22 protein-coding genes and 1 pseudogene are annotated in these 24803 nt (G+C 67.3%); 10 read left to right on the forward strand and 13 right to left on the reverse strand.

All coding sequences use genetic code 11. From position 1 onward, the window contains the following. Positions 1-165: 165 nt before the first annotated feature. Positions 166-648, reverse strand: a complete 483-nt coding sequence (locus tag ACH4UM_RS20705; protein ID WP_003953493.1) for a CarD family transcriptional regulator — start codon at positions 646-648, stop codon at positions 166-168. 656 nt (positions 649-1304) lie between these two features. Between ACH4UM_RS20705 and ACH4UM_RS20710 the strand changes: the two genes are divergently transcribed. After that, on the forward strand, positions 1305-2000 hold the full coding sequence (locus ACH4UM_RS20710) for a DUF461 domain-containing protein (protein WP_398181112.1): 696 nt from the start codon (positions 1305-1307) through the stop codon (positions 1998-2000). 129 nt (positions 2001-2129) lie between these two features. Here the strand turns inward: ACH4UM_RS20710 and ACH4UM_RS20715 are convergent, their stop codons facing one another. Further along, positions 2130-2810, reverse strand: coding sequence for a response regulator transcription factor (locus tag ACH4UM_RS20715; RefSeq protein WP_010358452.1), 681 nt, complete (start codon positions 2808-2810; stop codon positions 2130-2132). After that, positions 2807-4150: a sensor histidine kinase gene (locus tag ACH4UM_RS20720; protein ID WP_398181115.1), complete on the reverse strand. Its 1344-nt coding sequence runs from the start codon at positions 4148-4150 to the stop codon at positions 2807-2809. Before ACH4UM_RS20720 ends, ACH4UM_RS20715 begins: the two co-directional genes overlap by 4 nt. Before the next feature lie 331 nt (positions 4151-4481). Between ACH4UM_RS20720 and phoU the strand changes: the two genes are divergently transcribed. From phoU to ACH4UM_RS20735, 3 genes are all read left to right on the forward strand, one after another. Then, entirely contained in the window at positions 4482-5171 is a 690-nt protein-coding gene (gene phoU / locus ACH4UM_RS20725) for a phosphate signaling complex protein PhoU (RefSeq protein ID WP_398181118.1), read from the forward strand. A gap of 110 nt (positions 5172-5281) precedes the next feature. Beyond that, complete coding sequence (locus tag ACH4UM_RS20730) at positions 5282-5437, forward strand: hypothetical protein (protein ID WP_190017446.1); 156 nt, start codon at positions 5282-5284, stop codon at positions 5435-5437. Positions 5438-5888: 451 nt separating this feature from the next. Beyond that, the gene (locus tag ACH4UM_RS20735; RefSeq protein ID WP_398181121.1) at positions 5889-6446 is read left to right on the forward strand and encodes a lamin tail domain-containing protein; all 558 of its coding nucleotides are present in this window, start codon (positions 5889-5891) and stop codon (positions 6444-6446) included. A gap of 139 nt (positions 6447-6585) precedes the next feature. Here ACH4UM_RS20735 and ACH4UM_RS20740 read toward each other — a convergent pair whose 3' ends face one another. Then, complete coding sequence (locus ACH4UM_RS20740; RefSeq protein ID WP_398181124.1) at positions 6586-6948, reverse strand: carboxymuconolactone decarboxylase family protein; 363 nt, start codon at positions 6946-6948, stop codon at positions 6586-6588. A 414-nt stretch (positions 6949-7362) separates the two neighbouring features. On the opposite strand from ACH4UM_RS20740, the gene ACH4UM_RS20745 reads away from it, so the two are divergent. Beyond that, positions 7363-9207 (forward strand): trypsin-like serine peptidase, encoded by a 1845-nt coding sequence (locus ACH4UM_RS20745; RefSeq protein ID WP_398181127.1) that lies wholly within the window; start codon positions 7363-7365, stop codon positions 9205-9207. Positions 9208-9508: 301 nt separating this feature from the next. Here the strand turns inward: ACH4UM_RS20745 and ACH4UM_RS20750 are convergent, their stop codons facing one another. Then, entirely contained in the window at positions 9509-10012 is a 504-nt protein-coding gene (locus ACH4UM_RS20750) for a hypothetical protein (RefSeq protein ID WP_398181129.1), read from the reverse strand. A gap of 678 nt (positions 10013-10690) precedes the next feature. Between ACH4UM_RS20750 and ACH4UM_RS20755 the strand changes: the two genes are divergently transcribed. From ACH4UM_RS20755 to ACH4UM_RS20770, 4 genes and pseudogenes are all read left to right on the forward strand, one after another. Then, positions 10691-11131: an amino acid ABC transporter permease gene (locus ACH4UM_RS20755; protein ID WP_398181131.1), complete on the forward strand. Its 441-nt coding sequence runs from the start codon at positions 10691-10693 to the stop codon at positions 11129-11131. A gap of 995 nt (positions 11132-12126) precedes the next feature. Continuing rightward, a pseudogene (locus ACH4UM_RS20760) lies at positions 12127-12923 on the forward strand (alpha/beta hydrolase). Further along, positions 12920-13504: a hypothetical protein gene (locus ACH4UM_RS20765; RefSeq protein ID WP_398181133.1), complete on the forward strand. Its 585-nt coding sequence runs from the start codon at positions 12920-12922 to the stop codon at positions 13502-13504. The pseudogene ACH4UM_RS20760 and the gene ACH4UM_RS20765 overlap by 4 nt, the downstream one beginning before the upstream one ends. A 374-nt stretch (positions 13505-13878) precedes the next feature. Beyond that, on the forward strand, positions 13879-14424 hold the full coding sequence (locus ACH4UM_RS20770; protein WP_398181136.1) for a hypothetical protein: 546 nt from the start codon (positions 13879-13881) through the stop codon (positions 14422-14424). 549 nt (positions 14425-14973) lie between these two features. Here ACH4UM_RS20770 and ACH4UM_RS20775 read toward each other — a convergent pair. From ACH4UM_RS20775 to ACH4UM_RS20800, 6 genes are all read right to left on the reverse strand, one after another. Then, the gene (locus ACH4UM_RS20775; RefSeq protein ID WP_398181429.1) at positions 14974-16029 is read right to left on the reverse strand and encodes an HTTM domain-containing protein; all 1056 of its coding nucleotides are present in this window, start codon (positions 16027-16029) and stop codon (positions 14974-14976) included. Between the two features lie 79 nt (positions 16030-16108). Further along, a complete protein-coding gene (locus tag ACH4UM_RS20780) occupies positions 16109-16693 on the reverse strand; it encodes a DUF5819 family protein (protein WP_398181139.1) in 585 nt (194 codons plus the stop codon). Positions 16694-16981: 288 nt separating this feature from the next. After that, positions 16982-18100: an ice-binding family protein gene (locus ACH4UM_RS20785; protein ID WP_398181142.1), complete on the reverse strand. Its 1119-nt coding sequence runs from the start codon at positions 18098-18100 to the stop codon at positions 16982-16984. Between the two features lie 862 nt (positions 18101-18962). After that, positions 18963-19448, reverse strand: a complete 486-nt coding sequence (locus tag ACH4UM_RS20790) for a DUF4265 domain-containing protein (RefSeq protein ID WP_398181145.1) — start codon at positions 19446-19448, stop codon at positions 18963-18965. 386 nt (positions 19449-19834) lie between these two features. Then, positions 19835-20320: a DUF4231 domain-containing protein gene (locus tag ACH4UM_RS20795; protein ID WP_398181146.1), complete on the reverse strand. Its 486-nt coding sequence runs from the start codon at positions 20318-20320 to the stop codon at positions 19835-19837. A gap of 239 nt (positions 20321-20559) precedes the next feature. Then, positions 20560-21639 carry a RelA/SpoT domain-containing protein gene (locus ACH4UM_RS20800; RefSeq protein ID WP_398181149.1) on the reverse strand — a complete coding sequence of 360 codons (1080 nt, stop codon included), beginning with the start codon at positions 21637-21639 and terminating at the stop codon, positions 20560-20562. Positions 21640-22906: 1267 nt separating this feature from the next. On the opposite strand from ACH4UM_RS20800, the gene ACH4UM_RS20805 reads away from it, so the two are divergent. Beyond that, the gene (locus ACH4UM_RS20805) at positions 22907-23443 is read left to right on the forward strand and encodes a hypothetical protein (protein ID WP_398181150.1); all 537 of its coding nucleotides are present in this window, start codon (positions 22907-22909) and stop codon (positions 23441-23443) included. 73 nt (positions 23444-23516) lie between these two features. Here ACH4UM_RS20805 and ACH4UM_RS20810 read toward each other — a convergent pair whose 3' ends face one another. After that, positions 23517-23990 carry a hypothetical protein gene (locus ACH4UM_RS20810; protein ID WP_398181153.1) on the reverse strand — a complete coding sequence of 158 codons (474 nt, stop codon included), beginning with the start codon at positions 23988-23990 and terminating at the stop codon, positions 23517-23519. Between the two features lie 167 nt (positions 23991-24157). Further along, positions 24158-24628 carry a hypothetical protein gene (locus ACH4UM_RS20815; protein ID WP_398181155.1) on the reverse strand — a complete coding sequence of 157 codons (471 nt, stop codon included), beginning with the start codon at positions 24626-24628 and terminating at the stop codon, positions 24158-24160. Between the last annotated feature and the right edge of the window lie 175 nt (positions 24629-24803).

The raw sequence follows: 24803 nt of genomic DNA on the forward strand, positions 1-24803 counted from the left end.
GGGAGCCCTCCCCCGCCGTACGGCATGCGACGTCACGCGCGCGGGCGGGAGCGGATGCGGACATGCCGCAGCGCCCGGCGACTGCAACTGCGTCATCGGGCACCGCGGCATTTCAGTGTGCTGAACTGAGGCGGGTGGTGGTGTCGCCCCGGGTCAGGACTCGCGTCAGGACGCGAGAACCTCGTCGAGCAGGGCCTCGGCCTTGTCCTCGTTCGTGTTCTCCGCGAGAGCGAGCTCGCTCACCAGGATCTGGCGGGCCTTGGCGAGCATGCGCTTCTCGCCTGCGGAGAGTCCACGCTCGCGCTCGCGACGCCACAGGTCACGCACGACTTCCGCGACCTTGATGACATCACCGGAGGCAAGCTTCTCCAGGTTCGCCTTGTATCGACGCGACCAGTTCGTGGGCTCCTCGGCGTACGGAGCGCGCAGCACCTCGAAGACCCGGTCCAGCCCGTCCTGACCGACCACATCACGCACGCCCACGAACTCCGCATTGTCCGCTGGCACACGCACCGTCAGGTCACCCTGGGCGACCTTCAGCACCAAGTAGGTCTTGTCCACGCCTTTGATCTGGCGAGTTTCGATGGCCTCGATCAGCGCGGCCCCGTGATGGGGATAGACCACGGTGTCGCCAACCTTGAACGTCATGTGACAGGTACCCCTTCCGTGGCTATCCAGGGTAACACGGATACGGCGTCTTCTGAATGGCGTTTTCGCAGGTCAGGGCATATCTCGGGGCTTGACAACAGCAACAGGAACGTGCTTCGGAAGGGTCGCGCGGGCCAAGGGGAAGCGGGTATTCGCAGGTGGGAGGGGCTCTCCGCACAGGGTGAAACGCGTACGTTACACACATCCGGCGGCCCGCCCAAACGGCCGAACATCCCGATTTGTCCGGTTCCAAGTGCTCGACTTCCGCTACTCCGTTCGGTGAGCTTCAGTCACGTCCGGGCCGAATCCGGAATTGATCACGGTCACGGCACAACCCGCCGGCCGGGCACCCGGTGATCAATTCCCGGCCCGCCACGCATTCCGTCACCGAAATCGCCGAGAGCGGTTGCCGGGGTATGTCAGAGGACGCTTATGTGAATGGCGGACGACGGTGCGGCCAATGTGACTCGGGGGTCACATTGCGAGCGCGGTGACACCCCTGGCAGAGGGGTCTGCGGGTGCCCCGGGCCCGATAGGGGCGGGTCGGGTGCGGAGCCGTGGGAACGGCTCGGTAACCTAAGGCCGCTGACAGACCTTAGGGCGGCTTTACAGGGAGGCCGTCCTGCTCCGCCCACGTTCAAGGAGTTGCCGCCGCCGTGAGCAGCAGCCTTCGACGCGGCGCCCTCGCCGCCGCCGCCATCGCGTTCTCGATCGCCTCGCTCGCCGCGTGCGGCGCCGGCAGCAACGCCCAGACGCTCCAGATCAAGCCGGACAACGCGGCCACCGCCGTCGGTGACATCAAGGTCCAGAACGCCACGGTCATCAGCCAGCCCGACCCGCAGTCCAAGGGCCCGGCCGTGATCTCCGCGACGCTCTTCAACAACGGCACCACCGACCAGACGCTGGACTCCATCCGCGTCACGGGTGACGGCAACGCCCAGCTCTCGCCCGCCACGGGCAAGGGCAAGCTGACCGTCCCGGCCGGCGGCTCCATCGTCATCGGCGGCAAGGGCAACGCCTCCGCCGTGCTGTCGAACGCCGGTGTGGCCGTGCAGAACGGCAACGCGCAGCAGATCACCTTCACCTTCAGCAAGACCGGTGACGTGAGCCTGCGGGCCTTCGTCGTCCCGGCCACGAGCTACTTCGACAAGTGGGGTCCGAGCAACGTCCCTGCGGCGCCGGGCGGCAAGGCCTCGGCAAACCCGTCCAGGCCGGCCTCCGCCTCCGGCAAGCCGTCGAAGTCGAAGTCGCCGTCCAGGACGCCGTCCGGCTCGCCGTCGGCGACCCGCACGGGCACCGCCACGGCCCCGGTCCCGAGCGACTCGGCGTCCCAGTCGGCGGCCGGTCACTGACACCCGCGTACGCATAGGGGCGGCACCTCTCGTCGAGAGGTGCCGCCCCTGCGCGTGCAGCCGATGCCGTCGGCCGCGGACGGGCCGCCGTCCTTCTCACCGACCACCGGCCGGCGCCCGGCACGCGGCCTACGGCTCGAACTTGTACCCCAGTCCCCGGACCGTCACCAGATACCGCGGCGCCCCCGGGTCCGGCTCGATCTTGGCGCGCAGCCGCTTGACGTGGACGTCCAGGGTCTTGGTGTCGCCCACGTAGTCGGCGCCCCAGACTCGGTCGATGAGCTGCATACGGGTCAGCACGCGGCCGGCGTTGCGCAGGAGCATCTCCAGCAGGTCGAACTCCTTGAGGGGAAGGTCGACCTTGGAGCCGGAGACCGTCACGACGTGCCGGTCGACGTCCATGCGGACCGGGCCGGCCTCCAGCGCCGCGGGGGTGACCTCCTCCGGCTCGCCGCGGCGGCGCAGCACCGCGCGGATGCGGGCGACCAGCTCGCGGGAGGAGAAGGGCTTGGTGACGTAGTCGTCGGCCCCTATTTCCAGGCCGACGACCTTGTCGATCTCGCTGTCCTTGGCGGTCACCATGATCACGGGGACGTTGGAACGGCCGCGCAGCTGGCGGCACACCTCCGTACCGGGCAGACCCGGCAGCATCAGGTCGAGGAGGACGAGGTCGGCGCCGTTGCGCTCGAACTCGTCGAGTCCGTCGGGCCCGGTGGCCGCGACAGCGACCTCGAAGCCCTCCTTGCGGAGCATGTACGACAGGGCGTCGGAGAAGGACTCCTCGTCCTCGACGACGAGCACTCGGGTCACGGAAGGACCTCCGGGGCGGGAAGCGATTCGTACGGGGATGATGCGGTGGGGGGTTGCCCGGCCTCGTCGTCGAGGTCGGGGTGCTGCTGGGCACGGTCACGGGCGTCTCGGGCGTCACGGGCGTCACGGGCCTCGCGGGCCGCACCCGCCTCCGGCAGCCGAAGGGTGAAGGTGGAGCCCTGTCCCTCGGCGCTCCACACCGTGATCTCCCCGCCGTGCGAGGCGACCACGTGCTTCACGATCGCGAGACCCAGGCCGGTGCCGCCCGTGGCACGTGAGCGGGCCGGGTCGACGCGGTAGAAGCGCTCGAAGATGCGCTCCTTGTCCTTGTCGGAGATGCCGATGCCCTGGTCGGTGACGGCGATCTCGATCAGGTCCCCGCCGGGGGCGGTGATCCGGCGCGCGGCGATGCCGACACGGGTGCGGGGCGGGGAGTAGTTGACGGCGTTCTCGACGAGGTTTCCGAGGGCGGCGGCGAGCTGGCCGCGGTTGCCCCACACATGGAGGTCGGCGGGACCTCCCGCCCGTCGCCCGCCACCGCCCTGATCGGGTCCCTCGGGCGTCCAGATGTTCGTGGCCATCGTGATCTGCTTGGTTCCGGCCTGGTGGCGGCAGCGGTCGATGGCCTCGGCGACCAGTTCGTCGACGCGGACGGGCTCGGCGTCCTCCAGGGGGTCGTCGTTCTGCACCCGGGACAGGTCGATGAGCTCCTGCACCAGGCTGGTGAGCCGGGTCGCCTCGATCTGCATCCGTCCGGCGAAGCGCTCCACCGCCTCCGGGTCGTCGGAGGCGTCCATGACGGCCTCGGAGAGGAGGGAGAGCGCGCCGACCGGTGTCTTCAGCTCGTGGCTCACGTTCGCCACGAAGTCGCGTCGTACGGCTTCGATCCGGCGGGCCTCGGTCAGGTCCTCCACGAGCAGCAGCACCAGCCGCGAGCCCAGTGGCGCGACGCGCGCGGAGACGGCCAGGGCCTCGCCGCGCCCGGTACCGCGCCGGGGCAGGTCCAGTTCGACCTGCCGTATCTCCCCGTCCCGCCGGGTGTCCCGGGCCATCTGGAGCATGGGCTCCACGGAGAGCTTGCCGCCGCGGACCAGCCCGAGGGCGTACGCGGCGGAGCTGGCCTTGACCACGGCGTCGGCCTCGTCGAGGACGACGGCGGAGGAGCGCAGGACGGACAGGACGGTGTCCACGCCCGGCGGGAGGACGGGGTCGGTGTGCAGGGACGTCCGCGTCGGGCGCTTCTGTTCCCGCTCGCTGAACCGGAACGCCAGCATGGCGATGACGCCGGTGAGCACTCCGGCGATCGCTGCCGCTGCGGCGACCGCCGCGTTCACGTCCATGCATCCAGGTTAGGCATGGGGTACGACATGACCACAGCCGTCGTGGTGCGAGCTCGAACACTCGTCGCCCAGAGTTCACCTTGGAGCCAGGATTGGTTCATTTGGGGTGACGGAAACGGACGCGTAAGGGCCGGAGCGTGGGAGCGTGGGGTTCACACCGCCGGCTCCGCCACGGTCCGGGCCCGAAACCCCTGGCCGAAATCCTGGCCGAGAACGCCAGACACCGAAACACCGAGAACACCGAGAACACCGAGAACACCGACCGAAATCCCTGGCGGAAAGCCTTACCGAACTCGAACCCCCGAACGAAGACGCACGAGAGGGAACCCTGATGCGGGACGCGTACCACGAGGAACTGGACTCGATCGGCGACGGACTGGTGGAGATGGCCCGGCTGGTCGGCTCGGCGATCGGGCGCGCCACGACCGCCATCCTGGACGCCGATCTGAAGCTGGCCGAGAGCGTGATCGAGGCCGACCAGAAGGTCGACGAGCTGCAGCACGATCTCGAGGCGCGGGCCATAGCCCTGCTGGCCAGGCAGCAGCCGGTGGCGACGGACCTCCGTATCGTCGTCACCTCGCTGCGTATGTCCGCCGACCTGGAGCGCTCCGGCGACCTCGCCCAGCACGTCGCCAAGCTCGCCCGGCTCCGTTTCCCCGCGCGTGCGGTCCCGCAGGACCTGCACGCCACCATCCTGGAGATGGGCCAGCTCGCGCAGCGCCTGATGGCCAAGGCGGCCGAGGTGATCGTGACCAAGGACGTCGACCTCGCCCTCCAGCTGGAGCAGGACGACGACGAGATGGACCTCCTGCACCGCACCCTCTTCCAGCACCTGATCGACGACCGCTGGAAGCACGGCATCGAGACGGCCGTCGACGTCACCCTGCTCGGCCGCTACTACGAGCGCTACGCCGACCACGCGGTGGCGGTGGCGAAGCGGGTGGTGTACCTGGTGACGGGCGAGCATGCGGACGAGCTCCAGCAGGACATCCAGCCGGTGACGGGCGTGGACGGCGCCTGAACAGGCGCGAAGACCGAGGGCCGGGGCGCGCGTGAGCCACTGTGCGCCGTTGATGCGCCCAGTGCAGCGGGCATGGAATGAGCAAAGGCACCAGCCCCGAGGAGGGACCCATGGCCGAATCCCCCAGCACCACGCCCGACCCCACGCAGGAACGCGAGACCGAGCAGCCCGCCGAGATCAGGAGCCTTCCACTCGTCGGCGCCTGCGGCTGCGGCTCGGGCTGCGGCTGCGGGTGCCAATCGGGCGGCCCCTGCCAGTGCGGCTGACGGCACCCGAGGCCGGCACTCCCGTACAACACTGAAGGGCCCCGGGCGCGCGACGGCGACGACCGGGGCCCTTCGCATGCGTGCGTGCAGGGCGGACGGGCCCGGGGCCCGGCAGGCACCGCGCGAGACCGTCGCTGTCCGCCCGACCGACCCGCCGGACCCCGTTACCCACTTTCAGGTGACGCGGCCGCCGCCCGGGGCCGCGCATCCCTGTCGCTCCACCGAACCGAAACGTTCAGGCAATAGATGAACATTGCACCTTACTGTCACGGATAAATGGACGACTCGTAACACAGAGCACGTATCGCCTTAACAGGACGAATCAGAGTGCAGGGTGTGGATGTGCGGCCGCCCGGCCGCACTCGTACACCGCACCTCCCGTGCCCGGCCCGGAGGCCGGCACGGGGCGTGCCCACACCATGCAGGGGGACCTGTGTCCGTTTCCGCTTCTGTGACCACCCGTCGTCTGGCCGCCGCCGCGCTCGCCGCGGGCGCCCTGGTCGGCTCGGTGGCGCTGCCGGCGTCGGCTGCCGACCACGACCGCCGGTTCCACCCGCGAGTGGAGATCAGCAACGTGCGGTACGACTCCCCTGGCCGGGAGAACCGCCGCCAGGACCGTTCCGTGCGCGTCCTCAACCAGCAGTGGGTGGCCCTCACCAACAGCTCCTGGCGCGATGTGAACCTGAACGGCTGGACGCTGTCCGACCGGGACGGCCACACCTACACCTTCCACCACTACCGCCTGGACGGCCGCGCCACCGTCCGCGTCCACACCGGCTACGGCCGCGACACCCGCACCGACCTGTTCCAGGACCGCCGCGACGTGATCTGGAACCGCCACGACACAGCCACCCTCCGCGACGAACACGGCCGCCTCGTCGACACCGTCACCTGGGGCGGCGAACGCCGTGACTACCGCGACGACGACCGGCGCGACGACCGGCGCGACGTCCCCGGGGACGACCGCCGGGACGACCGCCGGGACGACCGTCACGGCGACCGCCACTGACACCCCGCGCTGACAACCCGCACTGACACCCGGGCGACACTCCACGGCCACGCGACGCAGCAGAAGGGCCCCCTCTCCGCGGATCTCCCGCGGGGAGGGGGCCCTCTTCCGTGACCGCCGGCGACGGGGCCGGGCCGGATCAGCCCTTGCTGCCGCTCCCGGCCTGGGCCTCGGCATCGGCCATTGCCTGCGCCTCGGCGTCCGCCAGGGCGATGGTGAAGCCGAGCGCCTGGGTGATGTGGCCGGCCGCGGCCATCACGCGGGCCGTCCCCACGACCGGGGCGACAGCCACGAGCACGTCCTGTACCTGCTCGACGGTCAGGTTCGCCTGCATGGCGGGACCGACGTGGGCGAGGTAGGAGACGGGCGGTGCGTCCATGGCCGCCAGCGCGGCGATGCGGGTGAGGATCAGCGTGCGCTCGTCGAGGCCACAGCGTTCGATCGAGTCGACGGTCATGGCGGCGAGTGTGTCGAGAACGGGGGTGTCCGACGTAGTGGGCATGTTCAGGCAGCCTTCCGGTCCACGAAGAGCCGACACGCGTGACCCGCTGAGAACGGATTCCTCACACGCCGGCGGCTTGTCCTTCCACGTTAGGCGGCCCCCGGGCCGCGCGCATGCTGGGCCATCAGGACGAACCCCGGCACCGCGACACCGAGGCACCGTGATACCGGGGGCACCGCGACACCGGGGCAGCGGTCGCCGCGCCGCAGGCCGGTCCACGACCGAGTCGGCCAAGCCGCTCTCCGTCGAACGGCGGAGTTGACCGAAAGTCGACGAATCAGCTCCGGGGATGCTCAACTCACTCGCTTCTATTCGTGCGTTCGTGCGAAGATCGCCTGGTTTGCTGCCGTCCGGCGCGTTGGCGTGGGCCGTCGCGCTGTCACTGGAGTGGAATTGTTCTCGTATCGCAGACGTTTGACGGTCGTCGCCGCCCTGTGCGCGGCCGTGCTCGGTGCCACGGTTCCGGCCGCGTGGGCCGCGCCGCCGTCACCGCGTCCGTCCTCCCCCTCGCCCACTCCCCCCGCGGCCGCTCCCTCCGCCGCCCCTTCCCCCGCCGCGGGGCAGGAGGCGCGGAAGGCCGCCGAGTACTGGACCGCTCAACGCATGGCGGGCGCAAGGCCGTTGGACGGCCCCCGGGCGGAACCGTCCGGTCCGAAACAGGGCGCGACCGCGGTGGCGGGTGTTGCCAAGGGCACCCTGTTCGGGGGGACCCGGCTCGTAGGGACGTTCTTCGGCTCCAGCGGCCCGAACGGCGCCGACTGGACGTGCACCGGCAGCGTGCTCGACACCCCGGCCCGGAACGTGATCCTCACCGCGGGACACTGCGGGCTGGGCATCAGGAACAACTACATCTTCGTGCCGAAGTTCCTCAAGGGCGCGGGCCCCGACCAGCAGCCGTACGGCATCTTCCACATCCAGCGCGTCTTCATCGACCCGCGCTACGTGCCCGACCAGGGCGCCTCGACGACCAAGAAGGCCTGGTCCGACCTGGACACCGCCTTCGCGCGCGTCTCGGCCAACCAGCGCGGGCAGCAGCTCCAGGACGCCGTGGGAGGCGGGCTGACCTTCACTCAGCCGGCCGGCTACAGCAACAAGAGCGTCACCGTCGTGGGCTACCCGGCGCGCAAGCACGGCAATGACGCCGGGCAGGCCATCAAGTGCACCGTCCCGACCACCCAGCTGTCCGGCTACCGCCAGATGTCCATGACGTGCGGCGGCTACTACGGCGGTGTCTCCGGCAGTCCGTGGATCACCGACTACCAGGACGACGCGGGCACCGGCCATGTCATCGGCAACCTCGGCGGCTACAACGGCGGCGGCAACGACGCGAACGTCGACTACATCAGCTACGCACCGGCGTTCGGCACCGACGCCGCCAACCTCCTCGCCAACGCCGTCGCCGACCAGGACCCGCCGGGTGACCTGCCCCCGTACCAGGGCATCCAGGCGAAGCTGCCCAACGGAGCGGGAATTTGGCAGCACGCGAGGCTGCTGACCTCCGGCGACTACACGGGCGACCACCTCAGCGACATGATCGTGGTCTGGTCCGACGGCGAGGTCACCCTGTACCCCGGTGACGGCAAGGGCGGATACCTGACCGAGACGCGGCTGCGGCCGCCCAACTCCACCTGGACACAGGCCGCGACCATCACCGGCGGCGACTTCGCCGGCACCGACCTGTTCGACCTCGTGGTGCGCTGGCCCAGCGGCAAGGTCAGCCTCTACCCGGACGTCAGCCCCTCCGGCATAAGCAAGGAGATCCAGCTGGCGCCCCCCGGCTCCGACTGGAAGAACGCCGTCCAGATCTCGGCCGGACAGTTCCACAACGGCAAGTACGTCACGGACCTGCTGGTCCGCTGGACCAGCGGCGAACTGACCCTCCACACCAACGTCGGCGCCGGCACCTTCGGCACCAGGCACCGCCTGGCGGCGCCGAACTCCGACTGGAAGAACGCCACCCTGCTGACCACCGGCGACTTCAGCCACCACACCAACTGGGACGTCCTCGCACGCCAGCCGGACGGCGAACTCGACACCTACGTCGCCACCTCGTCAGCGGGGCTCGGCGCCAAGACCCGTATACGCGGCCCCAACGGCCTGTGGACACACGCCTCGGTCCTGACGGCCGGCAACTACACCTCCAGCAACCTCAACGACGACCTGGTCGTTCGCTGGTCCGACGGCGAGACCACCATGTACACCGACACCACCTCCGACGCCCTCGGCACCGAGAACACACTGGTCCCCGCCGGCACCTGACGCGGAGCCCGCAAAAGGCCCGGCGCCATCCACCGGGCCCCGGCAGCCGGGCGCCACAGGGGCAGGCCGAGTGAATACTCGGCCTGCCCCTGTGGCCGTGGGTTCCCCAGCCTGTAGCGGTGGAGGTGGTGTCGGTCATCGGCACCGTCACGGGTGCCGTCATCGGTGTGGCACGACATCGCCGGCCGAGTGATCGAGATGGCGCCGGGAGCCGGCCAGGCAGCCTCCCGGAGCCCTTGCGGGCACTTCGGCAGCCCCAGGGCTCGCTACCGCCCGGGGCCGCCGAGGCGTGACGCGCACTTCAGTGAGAACCGCACAAGAACCTGAGGTGCAGGCTGACGAGGATGGGGGAGTTGTTGCCACCCCCCTCCGCGGTCCCGGAGCCCGTGGCGCACTCGAAGACCCCGCTGCCACCCGTGACCATGAGGGGGGTGGTCTGCTGGGAGTCACCCGGCTGAGCGAACTGAACGCCCACCTGCCCCTGGCCGCTGGACAGCCGCAGGGTGTAGACGCCTTCGCCGGCTCCTGAGTCGAATCTCGACATCATGCCGGTCACGAATCCGATGGCGCGCCCACCCTGAAACGCGTCCAGACTCTGGATCGTCACCCTGCCCGTCGTCCCGGGAATGGAGTCCTCCTGTACGGGCCGGAGTTCGAACTGCAGGAGGCAGTCCTGCTCATTCGACCTGCCGGAGATCTCGCAGGGGCGATCACGGTCCGGGGGGCGTTGGGCGGCAACCGCCGGGGAGGCGAGAGAGGTGACGGCTGCCGCCAGCGCGGCGGCCCAGACGACTGTCTTGCGCACGTGTGCGGTCCTTTCCTGGTTCCATGCGAATGTGCGGTGATTGCGTGATGCGAGGTACCCGCTGAGCACCCGCCACGTCGGGCCGGGTGCAGAGGTTCACCCGGTCGCCCTGCCGCCCCGCCCGCTCCGGAACCGGGCCCGCACACCCGCCGAGATCACCACCCCCGCAGCCCAGCCCACGAAAAAGCCCCCACCAGCGGAGAACCCGCAGGCAGGAGGCTTGATCAGCTCTGCTTACTGGTCGCCCGCCAGGCCCCGTACGGTGGGCGACCCGGCTGGCCTCCGGCCCCACCCGGCCCTCGCCCTGACCAAGCAACTGCTGAACGCGTCCGTAGACAGCGATCACACGACCGCCTTCGCGGCGGAGGCGGAGGAGGAGGCGGCGGAGGAGGCGGCGGAGGCGGAGGCGGAGGCGGAGGCGGAGGCGGCAACAGGAGATCAACATGCCGGCCGAGGACGCCCGGGAGGGCCTGCGGGCGTTCGTGGAGCGCAGGGGGCCGGGGTTCGAGGGACGGTGAGGACCGGTTCGGTCAGCTCTCTCAGCTCTCTCGGCCGCCGCGCACCCCCGTGTCCTGAGTACGCGTACCCAGGACGGCTGGGGTGGATCACGGATGGGACCTGCACAACGGGCGTCTACCATCCTCCGGGCCACAACGACCGGCAGAAGGGGGGCCACGCGTGGCGTGGGAGGAGTGGGAGCAGCTCAAGACGGCGGCTGCCGAGCGGCATGGAACACGCATGCAGCTCAATCAGGTTCCGGCCGACATCGGTGGTTCCGGCAGCGGAGCCGGCGGGGGAAGCGGCACCGGGCGGCTTCGGCACACGCACGGCCCCTGGACGCGGGCCGCGACCGTGGCCGACGATCTGCACACCAGCACGGTCAAGTCCAAGGCGGACCTGCGCCTCGCCCATGACGACATGGCCCTCGGGGGCCTGGCAAGTCTGGCCACGATCAAGGCAGTTCTCGCCTCGTGGGAGAAGCGACTGGGCGCGGTCCGCGACGAGTGCAGCACCCTGGGGCCCAAACTGCGCCAGGTGGCCGTGGACATGGGTGAAGTGGACCAAGCGGTGAGCACCAAGGTCGGCGCCGTGCACGTGTCCGGTTCAGGGAGGGACTGACCGTGGCGTCGACGCTGACCTGGCAGCAGCTCAAGGACCTCAAGCCGGAAACACTCGGCCACGCGGCCGACGGGTGGGGTGCCGCCTCTCGGCACGCGGACTCCGCTCGCGAACGGATCGAGGGCCGGATGAGCGGCCCCCTCGGCAAGACCCAGGAGAGCGAAGCCGCGCAGGCCGCGGTCAAGCGCCTCAAGCGGCTGGAGGACAACTACCACTACATCCACGCCGAGTGCGGTCTCGTCCGAGGCACGCTCGACGGTCTGGCGGCGGAGCTGACCGCCCAGCGCAAGGCCCTGACCCAAGCGCTGGACGACGCCGCGGCACTCGGCTACGCGGTCGACGGCAACGGCGGTGTCACCTACCCGGCCGACGGCAGGAACGAGCAGACCGGGGAGGAGTATCCGGGCGGCACGGTCTACGGCGAGGACGGACACTTCACGCCGGGGAGCGCGGCTCCGTCCCCGGGAAAACACCGGCTGTACCAGCCCGGCCCGGGCGATGCCGACGGGAAGGTCAAAGTCCCGAACCCGCACTACGCCAAAGCTCGGGAGATAGCCAACCGCATCTCGTTCGCCGTGCTGCGCGCCCGGGGTGCCGATGACCGGTATTCCGGAGCTCTGGCGAAACTGAGGGCCGCTCCCGGCCTGACCGTGGACACCAAGACGTGGGCGGACATCGCGTCCGACGTCGACTCGGTCGGCGCCTCAGCACTCCCCTACATCAAGGACAAGCTTCCGCTGTACAAGGCACCGGCGGAACGCAAGGACTGGTGGGACCACCTGACGGCAGATGAGCGCGACGAATACCTGACGGCTTTCCCCGGACTGATCGGCAGCCTCGACGGCATACCGGCAACGGCCCGCGACGACGCCAACCGGGAGAACCTGAAGTTCCTCATGGCGAAGCTCGAAGGACGGCACGACGATCTGTCCAAGGCCCAGCTCGACGGCATGAAGGGAATCCAGGCCAAACTCGACACGGTCAGCAACCCGCCCATGTTCCTTCTGGGCATTGGGGACGAGGGGAACGGGCGGGCAATCGTCAGCTACGGAAACCCCGACACCGCCAAGAACGTCTCCGCATACGTCCCCGGCCTCGGCACCGCACTGGACGGGGATTTCGCGGACGACACGGTCCGCAGGGCGTTCCAGACCGCCAAGGGCGCGCGCAAGTACGACCACTCAACGGCCTCCATCGTTTGGCTCGGATACGACGCGCCAGGGCTCACGAGGTGGCGTCCACCGCGAACGCGGAAAAAGGTGCCCCGGAGTACCGCAGTTTCATGGAGGGCATAGAGGCGACCAATGTGCACAAGGACCCCCATGTCACTGCAATCGGGCACTCCTACGGTTCCCTCGTGGTCGGCACGGCGACACGTCAGCACGGCGGCATTCCCGGCGCCGACGACATCGTCCTGCTGGGCAGCCCAGGAACCGGGGCTCAGCGGGCCGACGAACTGAATGTCGGCAAGGGCCATGTTTTTTCTGCTTCGGCTGGGAACGATCCGGTTTCCTGGTTGCCCGGGAAGGAAAGCCTCCTGGGCCCGGTGCAGGCGGTGGACAGCTATATGGACGACCAGCGCTGGTTCGGCCGGGACCCGGTCAGCAAGGAGTTCGGTGCCGTCCGTATAGAATCCGGGGACGGGCCGCTGCCGCTCTATCTCTCGGGTGAGGGGCCGACGCCTGCCCACTCCGGATATTTCGATCCCGACAGAAATCACTCCGCGGCGAACAATATCGCCAAGATCGTCGCCGGCAGGTCAGACATCGTCACGACGGAAGACCCCCGATGAAAAGGCTCACCGCTCACCTGGCCGGTATCGCACTGGGCATCGTGGCCGTAACCGGCTGCGGCGGGAGCGATGGGGGTGTGAAGGGGAACGCGAAGGTGGACATGCAGGAGGCGGCGGAGAAGGCCGACGCGTTGGTGTACCGGACCTTCAGCACGGTCCGGCCCCCGCTCGACTGGACGCATGACGCCTCGGACCACGGCAGTTGCGGCGGCTCGGACGAATACGGGGACGTCACCCGCCGCGCGGTCGTCATGACGAAGGTGTCCGCGGAGCGGCGCGGGGCTCTCCTCGGCGTCATCGAGCGGTACTGGAAGAAGACGGGGCTGAAGATCACCAAGGTCGTTTCCGACAAGGAGTTGCCCGAGATATACGCCGAGACCGGTGACGGCCTGCTGCGCACCGGCCTCGTCGTCGGCGGGGAAGGGCAGTTCTTCCTCGACGTGCAGACCGCCTGCGTCCGCACGTCCGGGGTCAGGGCGCCGGCGACCCAGACACGCGGACACAGCTACTACGGCAAGGACGTGCCGCGCCCCAACGTGACCGACCCCTTCTGGTCCTCCCACGAACCGATCAGCCACTGAGCCTGTTACCTGACGTACCATCAGCTTCAACGGCAGTGTGGTGGGACACGCCGGAGCGGCAACCTCCGCCGTTCGGCATCTGGGGCCCGGGCCGGGTTTCGCATGGAGCGGGTGACGAGAATCGAACTCGCGCTCTCAGCTTGGAATGCTTGGGCCTTCTGGCGGCGGTCGTCGCGTTGACCTGCGGTGGAGTGGTGTTGGAGCCTTGGCCACACTGGTGGCCGGCCCCCGCTTTTCACCGTGGTTCCCCGCAGGATCCGGCACGCCAATGGCACGCCCAGTCCGGCCTCGTCCCACTAGGTGAGAGACGCACATGAGAGGCAGGTCTGGATCAAGGTCGGCAGTGATCTGCTCAGGAAGGCGAGGTACGCGCGATGTACCTGCGCACTGCAGCGACCGCTCTCACCGCGACCATCATCGGCCTCACGGGCTCTCAGACAGCCTCGGCGGCGGACGGTCCGGGCCTGAGCATCAGCATCCGTGGAAACGACAGCAACAGCACCGCAGGCGGCCCCCTTCAGCAGGGTGCGCCCGTCGTGGTCACGTCCGACGCCGACCTGACCTCCCTGGCCGCGGACGCCAACGGCAGCTTCACCGTGAAGTCTCCGGTGCTTGCCAAGGACGTGACCGTGGGGATGCGGAAGAACGGCTTCGGGGAGGGCAACGGCACCATCAGCTGCGACATCGGGCCGGGAAGCTACCCGGTCGACATCGCCGGGCAGCACGAGAAGTCCGAAGCGATCGGCAACCGGGGTCACCTGACCATCGCGGTCAAGGACGACAGCGACCAGTACTGCGAGCAGGCGGCCGGTACCTTCAGCCGCACCGGCACCGTTGCCGCAGTCGCCGGCGGCAGCGCGACAGTCCTCGCCGCCGTCGGATACACCGCCGTGCGCCGCCGGAGGACCAGGAACACCTGACCCCGGCAGTACCGGGGGCGACCGCCACCGCACGGCGACCCCCGCCACAGAACCGACCACCAGGCCCCGCCTTCACCTCCCGGCCGACCCGCACGCCTGAACCCGCCCGGGATCACCGAACGCCGGTTTCCAGCGGGGCCCGGCTGCGGCCGGCGCGGAGTTCGCGCTTGGGCGGGGGCTCTGCCTTGGGCTCGTGTGGCTCTCACCTGTGCTGATGGTCCGCAGGCGTTCACGCATGTCCGCAAGTTCGGCCCAGGAGATCGTCAGGACACAACGCGTAGATCGCCCCGCCATCGACGTCCTGGGTTGTCCCAGATCCGGTAACCACCCGGCATGCCCCTGGCAACGTAGCGTCTCCTGCTCACAGTCCCCCTGTTCCCGGCACCGTTCATGTCGTCCATCAGCGAGTCGCCCCCGACGCGTGACCATATGCGGGATGCGGCCGACCGGCGAGGCAGTGCCGGACGACGGCGACCACTCAGTGCGCGATGGGATCGCCACCCAGTTTGCGAGGGCGGAACTCCGGCCGTCGCGCAGAAGTATCGGGTCTCAGCCGACCGGTCCCGACTGCGGAGGCACCAGTGCAGCTTCTCCGGGGGGCGCAGTCCCCGCCTCCCGGAAGTCCGTCCGCTGGGTGGTGCCCTGCCACAGCTGTCCGAGATACCGGTAGAAGCGGTCCGGAAGGAACACGGCGTCCGCGACGATCATCGCGCCGGAGAAGAGTGGCAGGCCCAGGAACAGTGCGATCCCCAGGTGCATGCCCAACAGCATCGTCAGGACGGGGTACTTGAGCCTGCCGAACAGGACGAACGGGAAGGCCACCTGCAACAGCACCGTCAGATAGCAGGCGATGGCGATCAGTACGTCGTGTTCGTCCGCCATGAGGGAGAGCTCGGGCCAGGGCTGGAACAGGTCGAGATTCAGGGCGTAATGGAGGGCGGTGCCGTTGCCCCAGGAGGTGCCCTGCACCTTGTACAGGCCCGCGGATCCGTAGAGGAAGCAGACCTGGGCGGCGATGACGAGCATGCCGCAGTTGTGCAGCACGGTGATCACCGTCAGGCGCGCGTCGCGTAGGTGGCGTCGCAGCTCGCCGGATGTCTGGTCCAGCGGAAGCCGGGCAGTCTTGTCGGTGGATGCTCGAAGCCGGGTCCTGCGCGCGTCGAGGGACCAGCGCCGGCCGCATGCGGTGAACACGAGGTAGAGGGCCATGAGGAGGATGAGGTTGTCCCCTCCGTCCGTCATGAAGATGGCCCTGGCGTGGAACGACGCCACTACGACCGTGAACAGCACGGACACCGCTCTGGTCCGCCAGCCCAGCATGAACAGTGCGGAGGTGACGAGGGCTGCTGTGTAGCAGACCTCGAAGTAGGCCCGGCTGTCGGACAGCGTGAGGATGCTGGCCCACCCGGTCTGGTCGAAGAGTTGCCTGGCCAGTGCCGGCGTCCACGGTGAGCCGGGACCCCAGATCTCGTCGCGGTGGGGAAACTCGCGCAGCAGGAAGGCGAAGTAGAGGAACCCGTACCCGATGCGCAGAACCGCCGCGGCGTACAGGGAGATCGGCTGCTCCAGCAGAAGGGTGAGGAGCGTAGCGATACGGGCTGGCATGTGCAGCGGCGCGTGTGCGCTCACCCGCCCGGTGCCGTGTCCGGGCCGCGACGGCGGGGCCGCCGCGATCGATGTCTGCTCAGCCTGTTGCATGGGGGGCCACCTTCCACCAGGGCAGGTATCGGGTGTCCGCGGGCCTCGGTGGGGCCACGCCGGGACGGGGGCCGCCCGCCGCGGGCGGCGCGGCGATGGGCAGGGTGATCACCCGCAGTTGGATGGACTCGAATGCGCCGTGGCGATGGGCGGCGACGCGATCCGCGGCGATGTTGCGCAGGTAGTGCTGGATCATCAACGCGCGCTGCGAGTGCGGATGATCGTCGCCGCTGTGCGTTTCGAGATAGGAAGCCCAGGCCCGGCGCAGCATGTTCTGCGCTGTGTGGCTCGGGAAGGGGTCGTGTTTCACTGCGGATGTGTCGACAGCGGTCAGGTCGAACCATCCGCTGACCTGGGAGGTGCCGTCCGGGGCGGTGTGCATGGTCCTCGCCCAAATCTGCCGGTTGACCGACTCCGGGTCCGGGGCGAAGAGTCGCCAGTTCTGTTCGAACAACGGGAAGACCCAGGTGTTGACCTGCCGGCTGTACTGCCGGGAGATGGGATTGGGCGGTGCCACCTGCAGGAATACCAGGAGTACGTGTACCAGGGCCACCGCCAGGCACAGGACCACAGCGACTTGTACGCCGGCCCCCAAGGCGACGTGCGGCTCCGAAGACGCTTGGAACGTAAGAGGTCTCCCGCCCCCCTTCTGTGCAGTCGGCCCGGCGCCAGCCTGGTCCGATTCGTCGGCATCCGCTGATGCAACGCCACCCCGCACGGCCCCATCCGGTCTTTCCGTCCCGACTTCTCTCACCTGGTTCTCCTGAGCTTTCGCCGACGGCGTGCGGCGGAATCGATGACGATCCGCGCCGCACGCCGCCCGTCCTACTCGCGCACGTGGGCGGCTACCTCCGAACACTCACCCCGCCGGAGTGGGCCGTGCATGCTGGGCGGGATCACAGTCGTAGCCATCGTTCTTGCCGGGCTTTTCGGGCTTGCCGCCGTGCCCGTCGTGCTCATCGGGCTTGCCGCCGTGCCCGTCGTGCTCATCGGGCTTGCCGCCGTGCCCGTCGTGCTCATCGGGCTTGCCGCCGTGCCCGTCGTGCTCGTCCGGCCTGTCGCCAGGCCCGTTGTGCTCGTCCGGCTTGCAGCCGTGGTCATGGCCGGTCCCACCGGTGGTGCCACCGGTCGTGTTCCCACCTGTGGTGCCGGCCGTCGTGGTACCCGTAGTTCCACCGGTGGTGCCGGCGGTCGTGGTACCCGTCGTCCCGCCCGTGGTGCCGGCGGTCGTGGTACCCGTCGTCCCGCCCGTGGTGCCGGCCGTCGTGGTACCCGTCGTCCCGCCCGTGGTGCCGGCCGTCGTGGTACCTCCCGTGGTCCCACCGGTGGTGCCGGCCGCGCACCGCGGCCGGGTGATCTTGTTGGTATCCAGCGTCACGGCACCGTTACGGGCCAGCGCCCGCCCGTCGATGGTCGCGCCCGTCGTGGCAGTGATCGAGGTCAGGGCCAGGATGTTGCCCACGAAGGTGGAGTTGGTGCCGAGGGTGGCCGAACTGCCGACCTGCCAGAACACATTGCACGGCGAGGCGCCGTTGATGAGGAGCACCCGGCTGGCGGACGCCGTCGTCAGACCCGAACCGACCTGGAACACCCAGACGGCGTTGGGGTCCCCCTGGGCGTCCAGGGTGAGGGTGCCGGTCAGTCCGAGGGTGGATGAGGCGGTGTAGACGCCCGGAACCAGCGTCAGGCCACCGGCGTCCGCGGGAAGGGCCCCGTTGGTGGCCTGTCCGGCGGCGTTGTTGTACGCCGCGACCAGGTCGCTCTGGGCCTGAGCGGCCACAGCGTCCGCAGAGTGCTGGGCCCCGAGCACCAGGCCGGGCGGGAATCCGCTGATAGCCGTCCCCGGACTCACTCCGAGGTCTCCGGTGACCACCGAGGGGCCGGTGTTGGTGACAGCGGAACCGGCCAGTACCGCGAAGCTGTCCGCCGTACCCAGAGGTACAGGTGTGGCGATGGCACTTGCCCGTGTCGGCGTCACAGCGACTACGAAAGCGGCGATCACCACGGCAAGTACCGCCGCGGTCCAAACTGACAATGTGCGCCGTAGCGGCGCGACAGGGATGTTCAGCGTCATGGAGGGGCCAGATCCTGTGAGGGGATGGTGACGTGTACTTGGCGGTTCTCAGTCGCGCAGAATCGCCCGTTTCTGTCGCCGGCATATTACTCAGCAGCATGGACCGGGTTACGATTCATTCGACTGGTTTCGCCCACCCTGACGAGTCGATCGTAAATACTCAGAAAATGATTAATGGGCTGGATGGCCGTGCCTGTTTGATTCGGACGGGCGACGCGGCGACGTCACCGCGCAGGTCGGAACAGGGGGCAATGAAAATAATGCATTCACAGCCTCCTGGACCAATACCGACCCTATTGGGCGCCCTTCATCTCACCGGCGCGTTGAACGAATAGGTAGTTCCGCGATCCACTCTTTATCGACACAGAGGGAGGCTGCCGTGGTCTCACGTCCACGGCTGAGGATCGAGGTCCAAGCGCCCGAGCTGCGGGACATGCTGGCGCGGCCCTGACGATCGCAGCGCTGATGGCATGCCGTTGCACGGTTCGGTACGTACGAGGCCCCGCCTCGTAGTCCGACGGCCCAAAGACGCCCCGAGGAACGGGATGAGGCCCCTACCAGGAGAAAAACCGCTGGTAGGGGGCTTGATCGGTGCCGCTTACTTCTTCTTGCCCTGGGTCTTGTCGGGGATCTTGGTGAGCTGGGTTTTTGCTGGTCAGGGGTGGTGGGCTCGTGCGGCTGGTGGTCGTTGTTGGTCATCCCTGGGCACTGTTGAGCGGCCTCGGACGGCCCAGGGACGGCCCAGCCATGGGGCACATGGACGGCGTCAAACGGCGGAGGCGGCCCGCCACTGCTCGGTGATGCATCCCTCTTCCATGTCCCACCACTCCTTCGCTACGCCGTGCTTTAGCAGCCTCTGCACCTTGGCGAGATCGGCGGTGGGCGGGACGTCCAGGGCAACCATGCCGAACCGCTCTATGCCCTCGCCGTCGACGCCGAGTCTCTCAAACGCGTTGATCACGCTCTGTCGTGCAGCTCCCGAGCCGCCGTCACGGAACACGATGAGGCGGATAGTGCAGTTCTCCGAACGCCGGACCACCTCGCCGGCCCATCGCACGCCTTCCTCATCTGGCTCGGTGGCGACGATGTCCCCGCAGGCAATACCTCGGACGAACCAGGGGATGTTGTCGAGCCGCACGGTGCCGTCACCTTGGTCGACGGCCCAGAGACTCTCCACCGACGCCGGGGGCCAGTCGTCCTGGGTCTCAAGCCGGAAGTGCACCTTCACATACGGGCCTTCGGGGTTCGTCATGGTGCCCAGGATGCACAGCCCTGCCGCGCCAGCCGCAGGTGGGTGACAGATGACGAATCCTCAGAGTTGGGTCCGGTTCGTCTGTGCCTCAGCCGACGACAGTCAGCCACGACGGCGGGCCTGCCGACCGATCACGCACGCGTATGCCTCGCTGCACCCCCACCGGCCTCCGCCACGCTGCCGGTGCCGTCGATCACAGCAAGCCGTGACGGCCGCCCCGTAAAGACGGTGCCTGAGACCTCAGCTTGGGAAGCTAGGGTGCTCCAGCGGTGGGGACCTTGTTGACCTGCGGCGGAACAGTGTCGGTGCCCTATGGCCTCGGGCTTCATTCCCCGGTGTTCCCCGTGGTTGCCCGCAGTATCTGGCACACGAGTGGCACGCTCGGTCTACTGAAGCTCTCGCCGACCACCAGGGACGCCGGGCGGTGTCTGAACGTCAGTGCTTACTTGGCCGCCCAGGGTCATCACGTTGAGGGTCGCAGAGTTCTCGTTGGCGATGGCGCGCTCTACGCGGGCGACCAAGGTCGTGAATGCGTCACTCTCCGAGAGACCTGAGTAGGGCCCCACCTTGGTTTCGAAGTAGATCCGCTCATGCCCGAGGAGTTGTTCGGTCGACCTGTAGTTCTTCCACTGTTCGCGGTAGCGGTACACGCTCTCCAAGGAGACGGAGCCGACAACGATCAAGCTCAGCACCGTAGCGGTAAGTTTCGCGAACGACAGGTCAAGGTTGACTAACACGGGAACCAAGGCTCCTCCGACGACGGATATCGTCCTCATCCGGAGATGCATGGCCTTCGTCTTGATGGCCTTCTTGTCGTACCACGTCTGGTACTGCGACAGCCTCCCGTCCACGTAATCCTGCGCTGCGGCCACAGGCTGAGCGAGAGCGGGGTGAGCTTCGAGTGACTGACCGTCATCCCTTGCTGGCATGTGTGGGAGTACATCGGTGGTGAACTACGCAGTCAACTCGGCAGCTCGACCCACGCACGACCCCTTCGCCCCGAAGCAACTTGGGCGCTGGTGCTGCCTTGGGCTGGTGCGGCTCTCACCTGCCCCGATGGTCCGCTGACGTTCGCGCTCGTCCGCCGTTGTGCGTCGGCGTTGTCACGCAGTTAGACACTCATCCCACGACTCCGGCTCACTTCTTGCGGCGCCTGCTCGCCCTCTTCTTTTAGGCACGCCACGACGAACTCGGTGAAACGGCCGGTGTCTGCGAAGTAGTTCGGGTACGCGTCGCGAAGCTGGCTGATCCGGGCGATGTTGATGAGCACCGCGTCCAAGTCCTCGTCGTCCAATGCCTCCAACTCGGTGATCCGGGCCTCCGCGGCGGCCAGCGTCTCGTGTACCGTCACTGTGAGCTGTCCCTCGGTCCGCCAGAGCTCCAGGGTCAGGGTGTTGCGGCGGTCCGTCTTGGCGTGCTCGCCCACGATCGCCGCGTAGCCCCGTAGCCGCTCCAGAACGCCGACGTTCGCCTCCAGGCGCGCCAACTCGTCCGCCAACTCCTCCCGCGTCCCTTCGGCGCCGGGTACCGGGGTGGTGCCTTCCTCGTACGCCATGAGCGAGCCGACCAGGACGAAGAACCTGAGCACGTCCGCGTCGCCCTTCCCGTACTTCAGCTCGCTGCCCGAGAACAAATCCATGGTCTCGACGGCGGTCGCCCAGGCGTGCTGGAGCCGCGTGCGCACCTGCAGCTCGATCCGCAGGCCGTGGTATTCCTTTTTCGAGGCTCCGTACTCGTACACCAGGTGAACACCCCGGTAGCCAGAGTCGCGTGGCCCCGGGTCATCACGTAGGTAGTCGTAGACCTTCTTGACGCGGTTCTTGCTCCGTGGCAAGTCCGCCAGGACGCTGACCAACTCGTCCGCCTCGGCGACGGTGTCGAAGACCACCCGGCAGCCCCCCAAGTCTTGCATGGTGGTCACGCTCATCGTGGGGTGGCGCTTCAACTTGTCCAGGATCGTGGGCAGGCGCTTCCGGCGCTCGGCCACGACGGCGTTCGGGTTCACGTCGAGCGCTCGCTGCCGCACGGTCACGGTCACCGCGTTCAGAGGAAATGCGTGGGCGAGACGGTAGTTGCTCAGGACGTCCCGCGCCTCCCGGATCTCCTCGGGCGTGCCCGTCCCCTTACCGATCGTCCGGCTCGCGCGTTGGACGCGCTTGTTCGAGTTCTCAGGGACCACCCACTTCTTCATGGTCGCGACCGTACAGGGCCGCGTCGACGCCCGCCTGCGGTTATCGCCGCGGTCGGCGCGGCCCTTTCCGGAGATCTAGGGCAGGGCGCATGGCCGATGGCATAAGGCGATCGGGGCGCACACCGGTCAGTACGTCGAACCTCACGGGTCTGCCACTGACCACCGCTTTAGGAGAGAGGGTGGGGGATCACGCTGCTAACCTGGGCTTTCGATACCTGGTGAGGCGACTGACAACTCGGCTGCAGGGCAACCAGGTTGACCGTTGCTGACCCCTGTATCTGGCACGGTTGTGGCACGAACCTCAGCCGACGACAGTCAGCCAGGGCGGCGGGTGCGCCGACCGACCACGCACGCGTGTGCCTCGCTGCACCCCCACCGGCCTCAGCCACGCTGCCATGCGTACGACTAGAGCAAGTCACGACGGCCGGGCCGTGACAACGGTGCTGCTCCCTCAGCTTGGGAAGCTAGGAGCGCTCGAGGGAGGTGGCCGGTCCCTGTCGGGCTTGGCTGCCTTCACCGTTTGCGCTGTTCCTGCCCGTCAACGGTCAGGTCGGCAGGTAGCCGACCACTCACTCCGTGGGGCCATGCAGAGTAGGTCCGCCGTGAGTCGCATGGTCGAAGGTGCCCAGAGGAGACGGCTGCACTCTGGCCAGTTCCTCTCGAAGGCCGCTACGGTCGGAGTGGCTTGGCGGAGCGAGGGGGCGCAGATGGGGATGCCACCGGAACAGCAGCGGAAAGATGTCGTGTTCGATGTGTTGGCACAGGCTGCCCAACTAGTAGTTGGAGCCGCACAGTCTGACTGGTGGGATGAATTTAAGAAAGCCTTCTTTGAAGTCCTACTCACTGAGCAATCCACCGGTTCTGAAGTATATTCGGTCATCCGTCGCTTGGCAGACACGCGTAATCGGCTAACAGCAAACTTGCCACTCGTGCGGAATTCGACTGTTGCCGCTATTGAGATGAACGTGTGGGAAAGGGCCTTACGGCAGTCCCCGCTATTGCGCGACCAGACCTCGGCGCGACAGTATCTGGAGCGTCTTAATCGACTCCTCGACCACTTCGGAGCTCGACCTAGCGCGGGAGTCATCACTGGCCTTGAGCAACACGTAGGCCCTAGCCAAGACATTCCCGTGACTGACGATAGTGTGGCTGCCGCTACGACGATCGACGATGCGCTGGCTCGACTCTTCGTCCGACTCGGGCCACCGCCTGAACCAACTGTTCGACATTACACACCCGTAGGAAGCGGTGGCGGGGGTGTCGAGCAGTGAGCTTGGAAGAGAACCTGCCGGCACCAGTTACACAGCCTGATTCGGTCGCCTCGGCAGGTTTTGAGATTGCCATGAAATGGGGTGCCGCTCTAGGAGGCCCCGAGAAGCTCGAAGTTGCTTTGCGGGCTCTGGAGCCGCAACTTAAGCGCGAGCATCAGATGCGACTGCGGCAGTTGGAGAATCAGCGAGCTCAGGCGGAGATAGAAGCGACAACTCTCAAAGAGGCAGCCGAACGTGAAGCGGCTGCCTCTAAAGCGGCTGCGGAGAGTCAGGCGCGGGATGCGGAGCGCAGGCGTAAGCATGCATTTCGCGTATACAGCCTCATTGCCAGCGTGGTGCTTTCGCTATCCATGCTCGCTGCTGGCGTATGGACGGCGCGAGACCAACCGTGGCTGGCAACAGCCTTGTGTGGCCCAAGCCTGCTCTCGCTGGCGAAACTGTTCCTCACGCAGCGCAGCGACTCCACTGACATGCGGGCCGTCGGACGCGCCGCGCGTGACGCGACTACGGCAGGAACACCGCCCGCTCCGTAACCAACAACACCCACGACGCGGCGAAATACGCTTATCCATTTGCTGCTCGACTGGGGCAAATATGCTTCCGCGATCACTTTCCGAATAGTCGCCTCAGTCGGTTCGGCCTAGTTTCCCCTTCCTCAAAGCCAATCATCGCGCGCTCTTCGGTGCTAAGGGGTGGCAAGGATTCCGGTGGGTCCGGGAAATTGGCCAGTCCAGGGAAGAGCCATCCAGGTGCCGAAACAAAGAAGCAGACCACACCGACTGCGGCGATCACCAAAGCGGCCACGGTGGCATAAACACCCCAGGTTCGATCGGTCGTGAGGAGGAGGAACGCCAGTCCCAAAAGCGTAGAAATAACCCCGCATACGATGGCTCGTGTTTTACGTTTTTCGTATTGATCCAGCATCCATTCGTCTTGCCGCTGGGTATACCGAACGGCTTCAAGTGCTTCCGTGTCATACTTCGCTTCAGGCTCCCATGAGAGTCTTTCGTCAGGCTTAACGATGAACGGCGCAGCCGCCGCAATAAAGAAAATACCTAGCATGAAGCTCGCAACGGCCACGCCAAGCATCAGGATGGCTAGGTCTCGCCAGGGAGACTGGCATGGTTGTTTGGCGGCAGTGATGGCCGCAGTAAGGGAAAACCCGCCAAGGATGGAAATGGGTGCTCCCCCGACAGACCCCAGAGCGTAACCGGAGGCAAGTTCTCTCGGTCGACCCCAGATCGTCACTAGCAGTCCCAACTATGAATCTCGCACGGACGTGTTCTGCCACACCTCTTGCAGTGCCGCCCCACAAGCTCGGGGGTTTGAAATGATGCTCCCTCAAGGAGGCGCTGTACATGTTTAAGAGCTTCACTGTGCCGGGTTGTCCTGAGAGCCCTATCGATTTCATTTGAAATCCTTGCAGAGAACCTATCTCCCTCCAATTGGTGCGCGATGTAAACGTCACTCTCCGGAGTTCCCAAGAGGTGATCTGCGAGATCGATGAACTCTCGTCTCTTTGGCAGGTATACTTTGAAGTCGGGATCGAACTCACCACTCTCGACCTCATGTGCACTCAGACTCAGATCGGCGCGATTTACGATTACGCCTGCCGCGTCCCCCTCGTGATGAATCCACTCGTACGGGTCTGCAAGTTCGCCAGTAGGTCTTGAAAAGAGGACCATGTCCCCTGGCTGAATATCCTGTTCATCTGGCACTTTTTCTCCCTATGGCGTACTTCCCTAAGGGGACTTGTTTTTACCTCCTAAGGCTAAGTAGCTAGCGACCATCTCGGCCATCCGACGCGAAAAATGCCACTCAGGTGGGCTATAGCCTCGGATTGCTCTCTCGCGTGCACGTGAGAGTGCCAGCCGTTGCGGTCAATGCGATCGA

Origin of the sequence: Streptomyces sp. NPDC020801 (genome assembly GCF_044334385.1) — a bacterium.
In the GTDB taxonomy this organism is placed as follows: Bacteria; Actinomycetota; Actinomycetes; order Streptomycetales; family Streptomycetaceae; genus Streptomyces.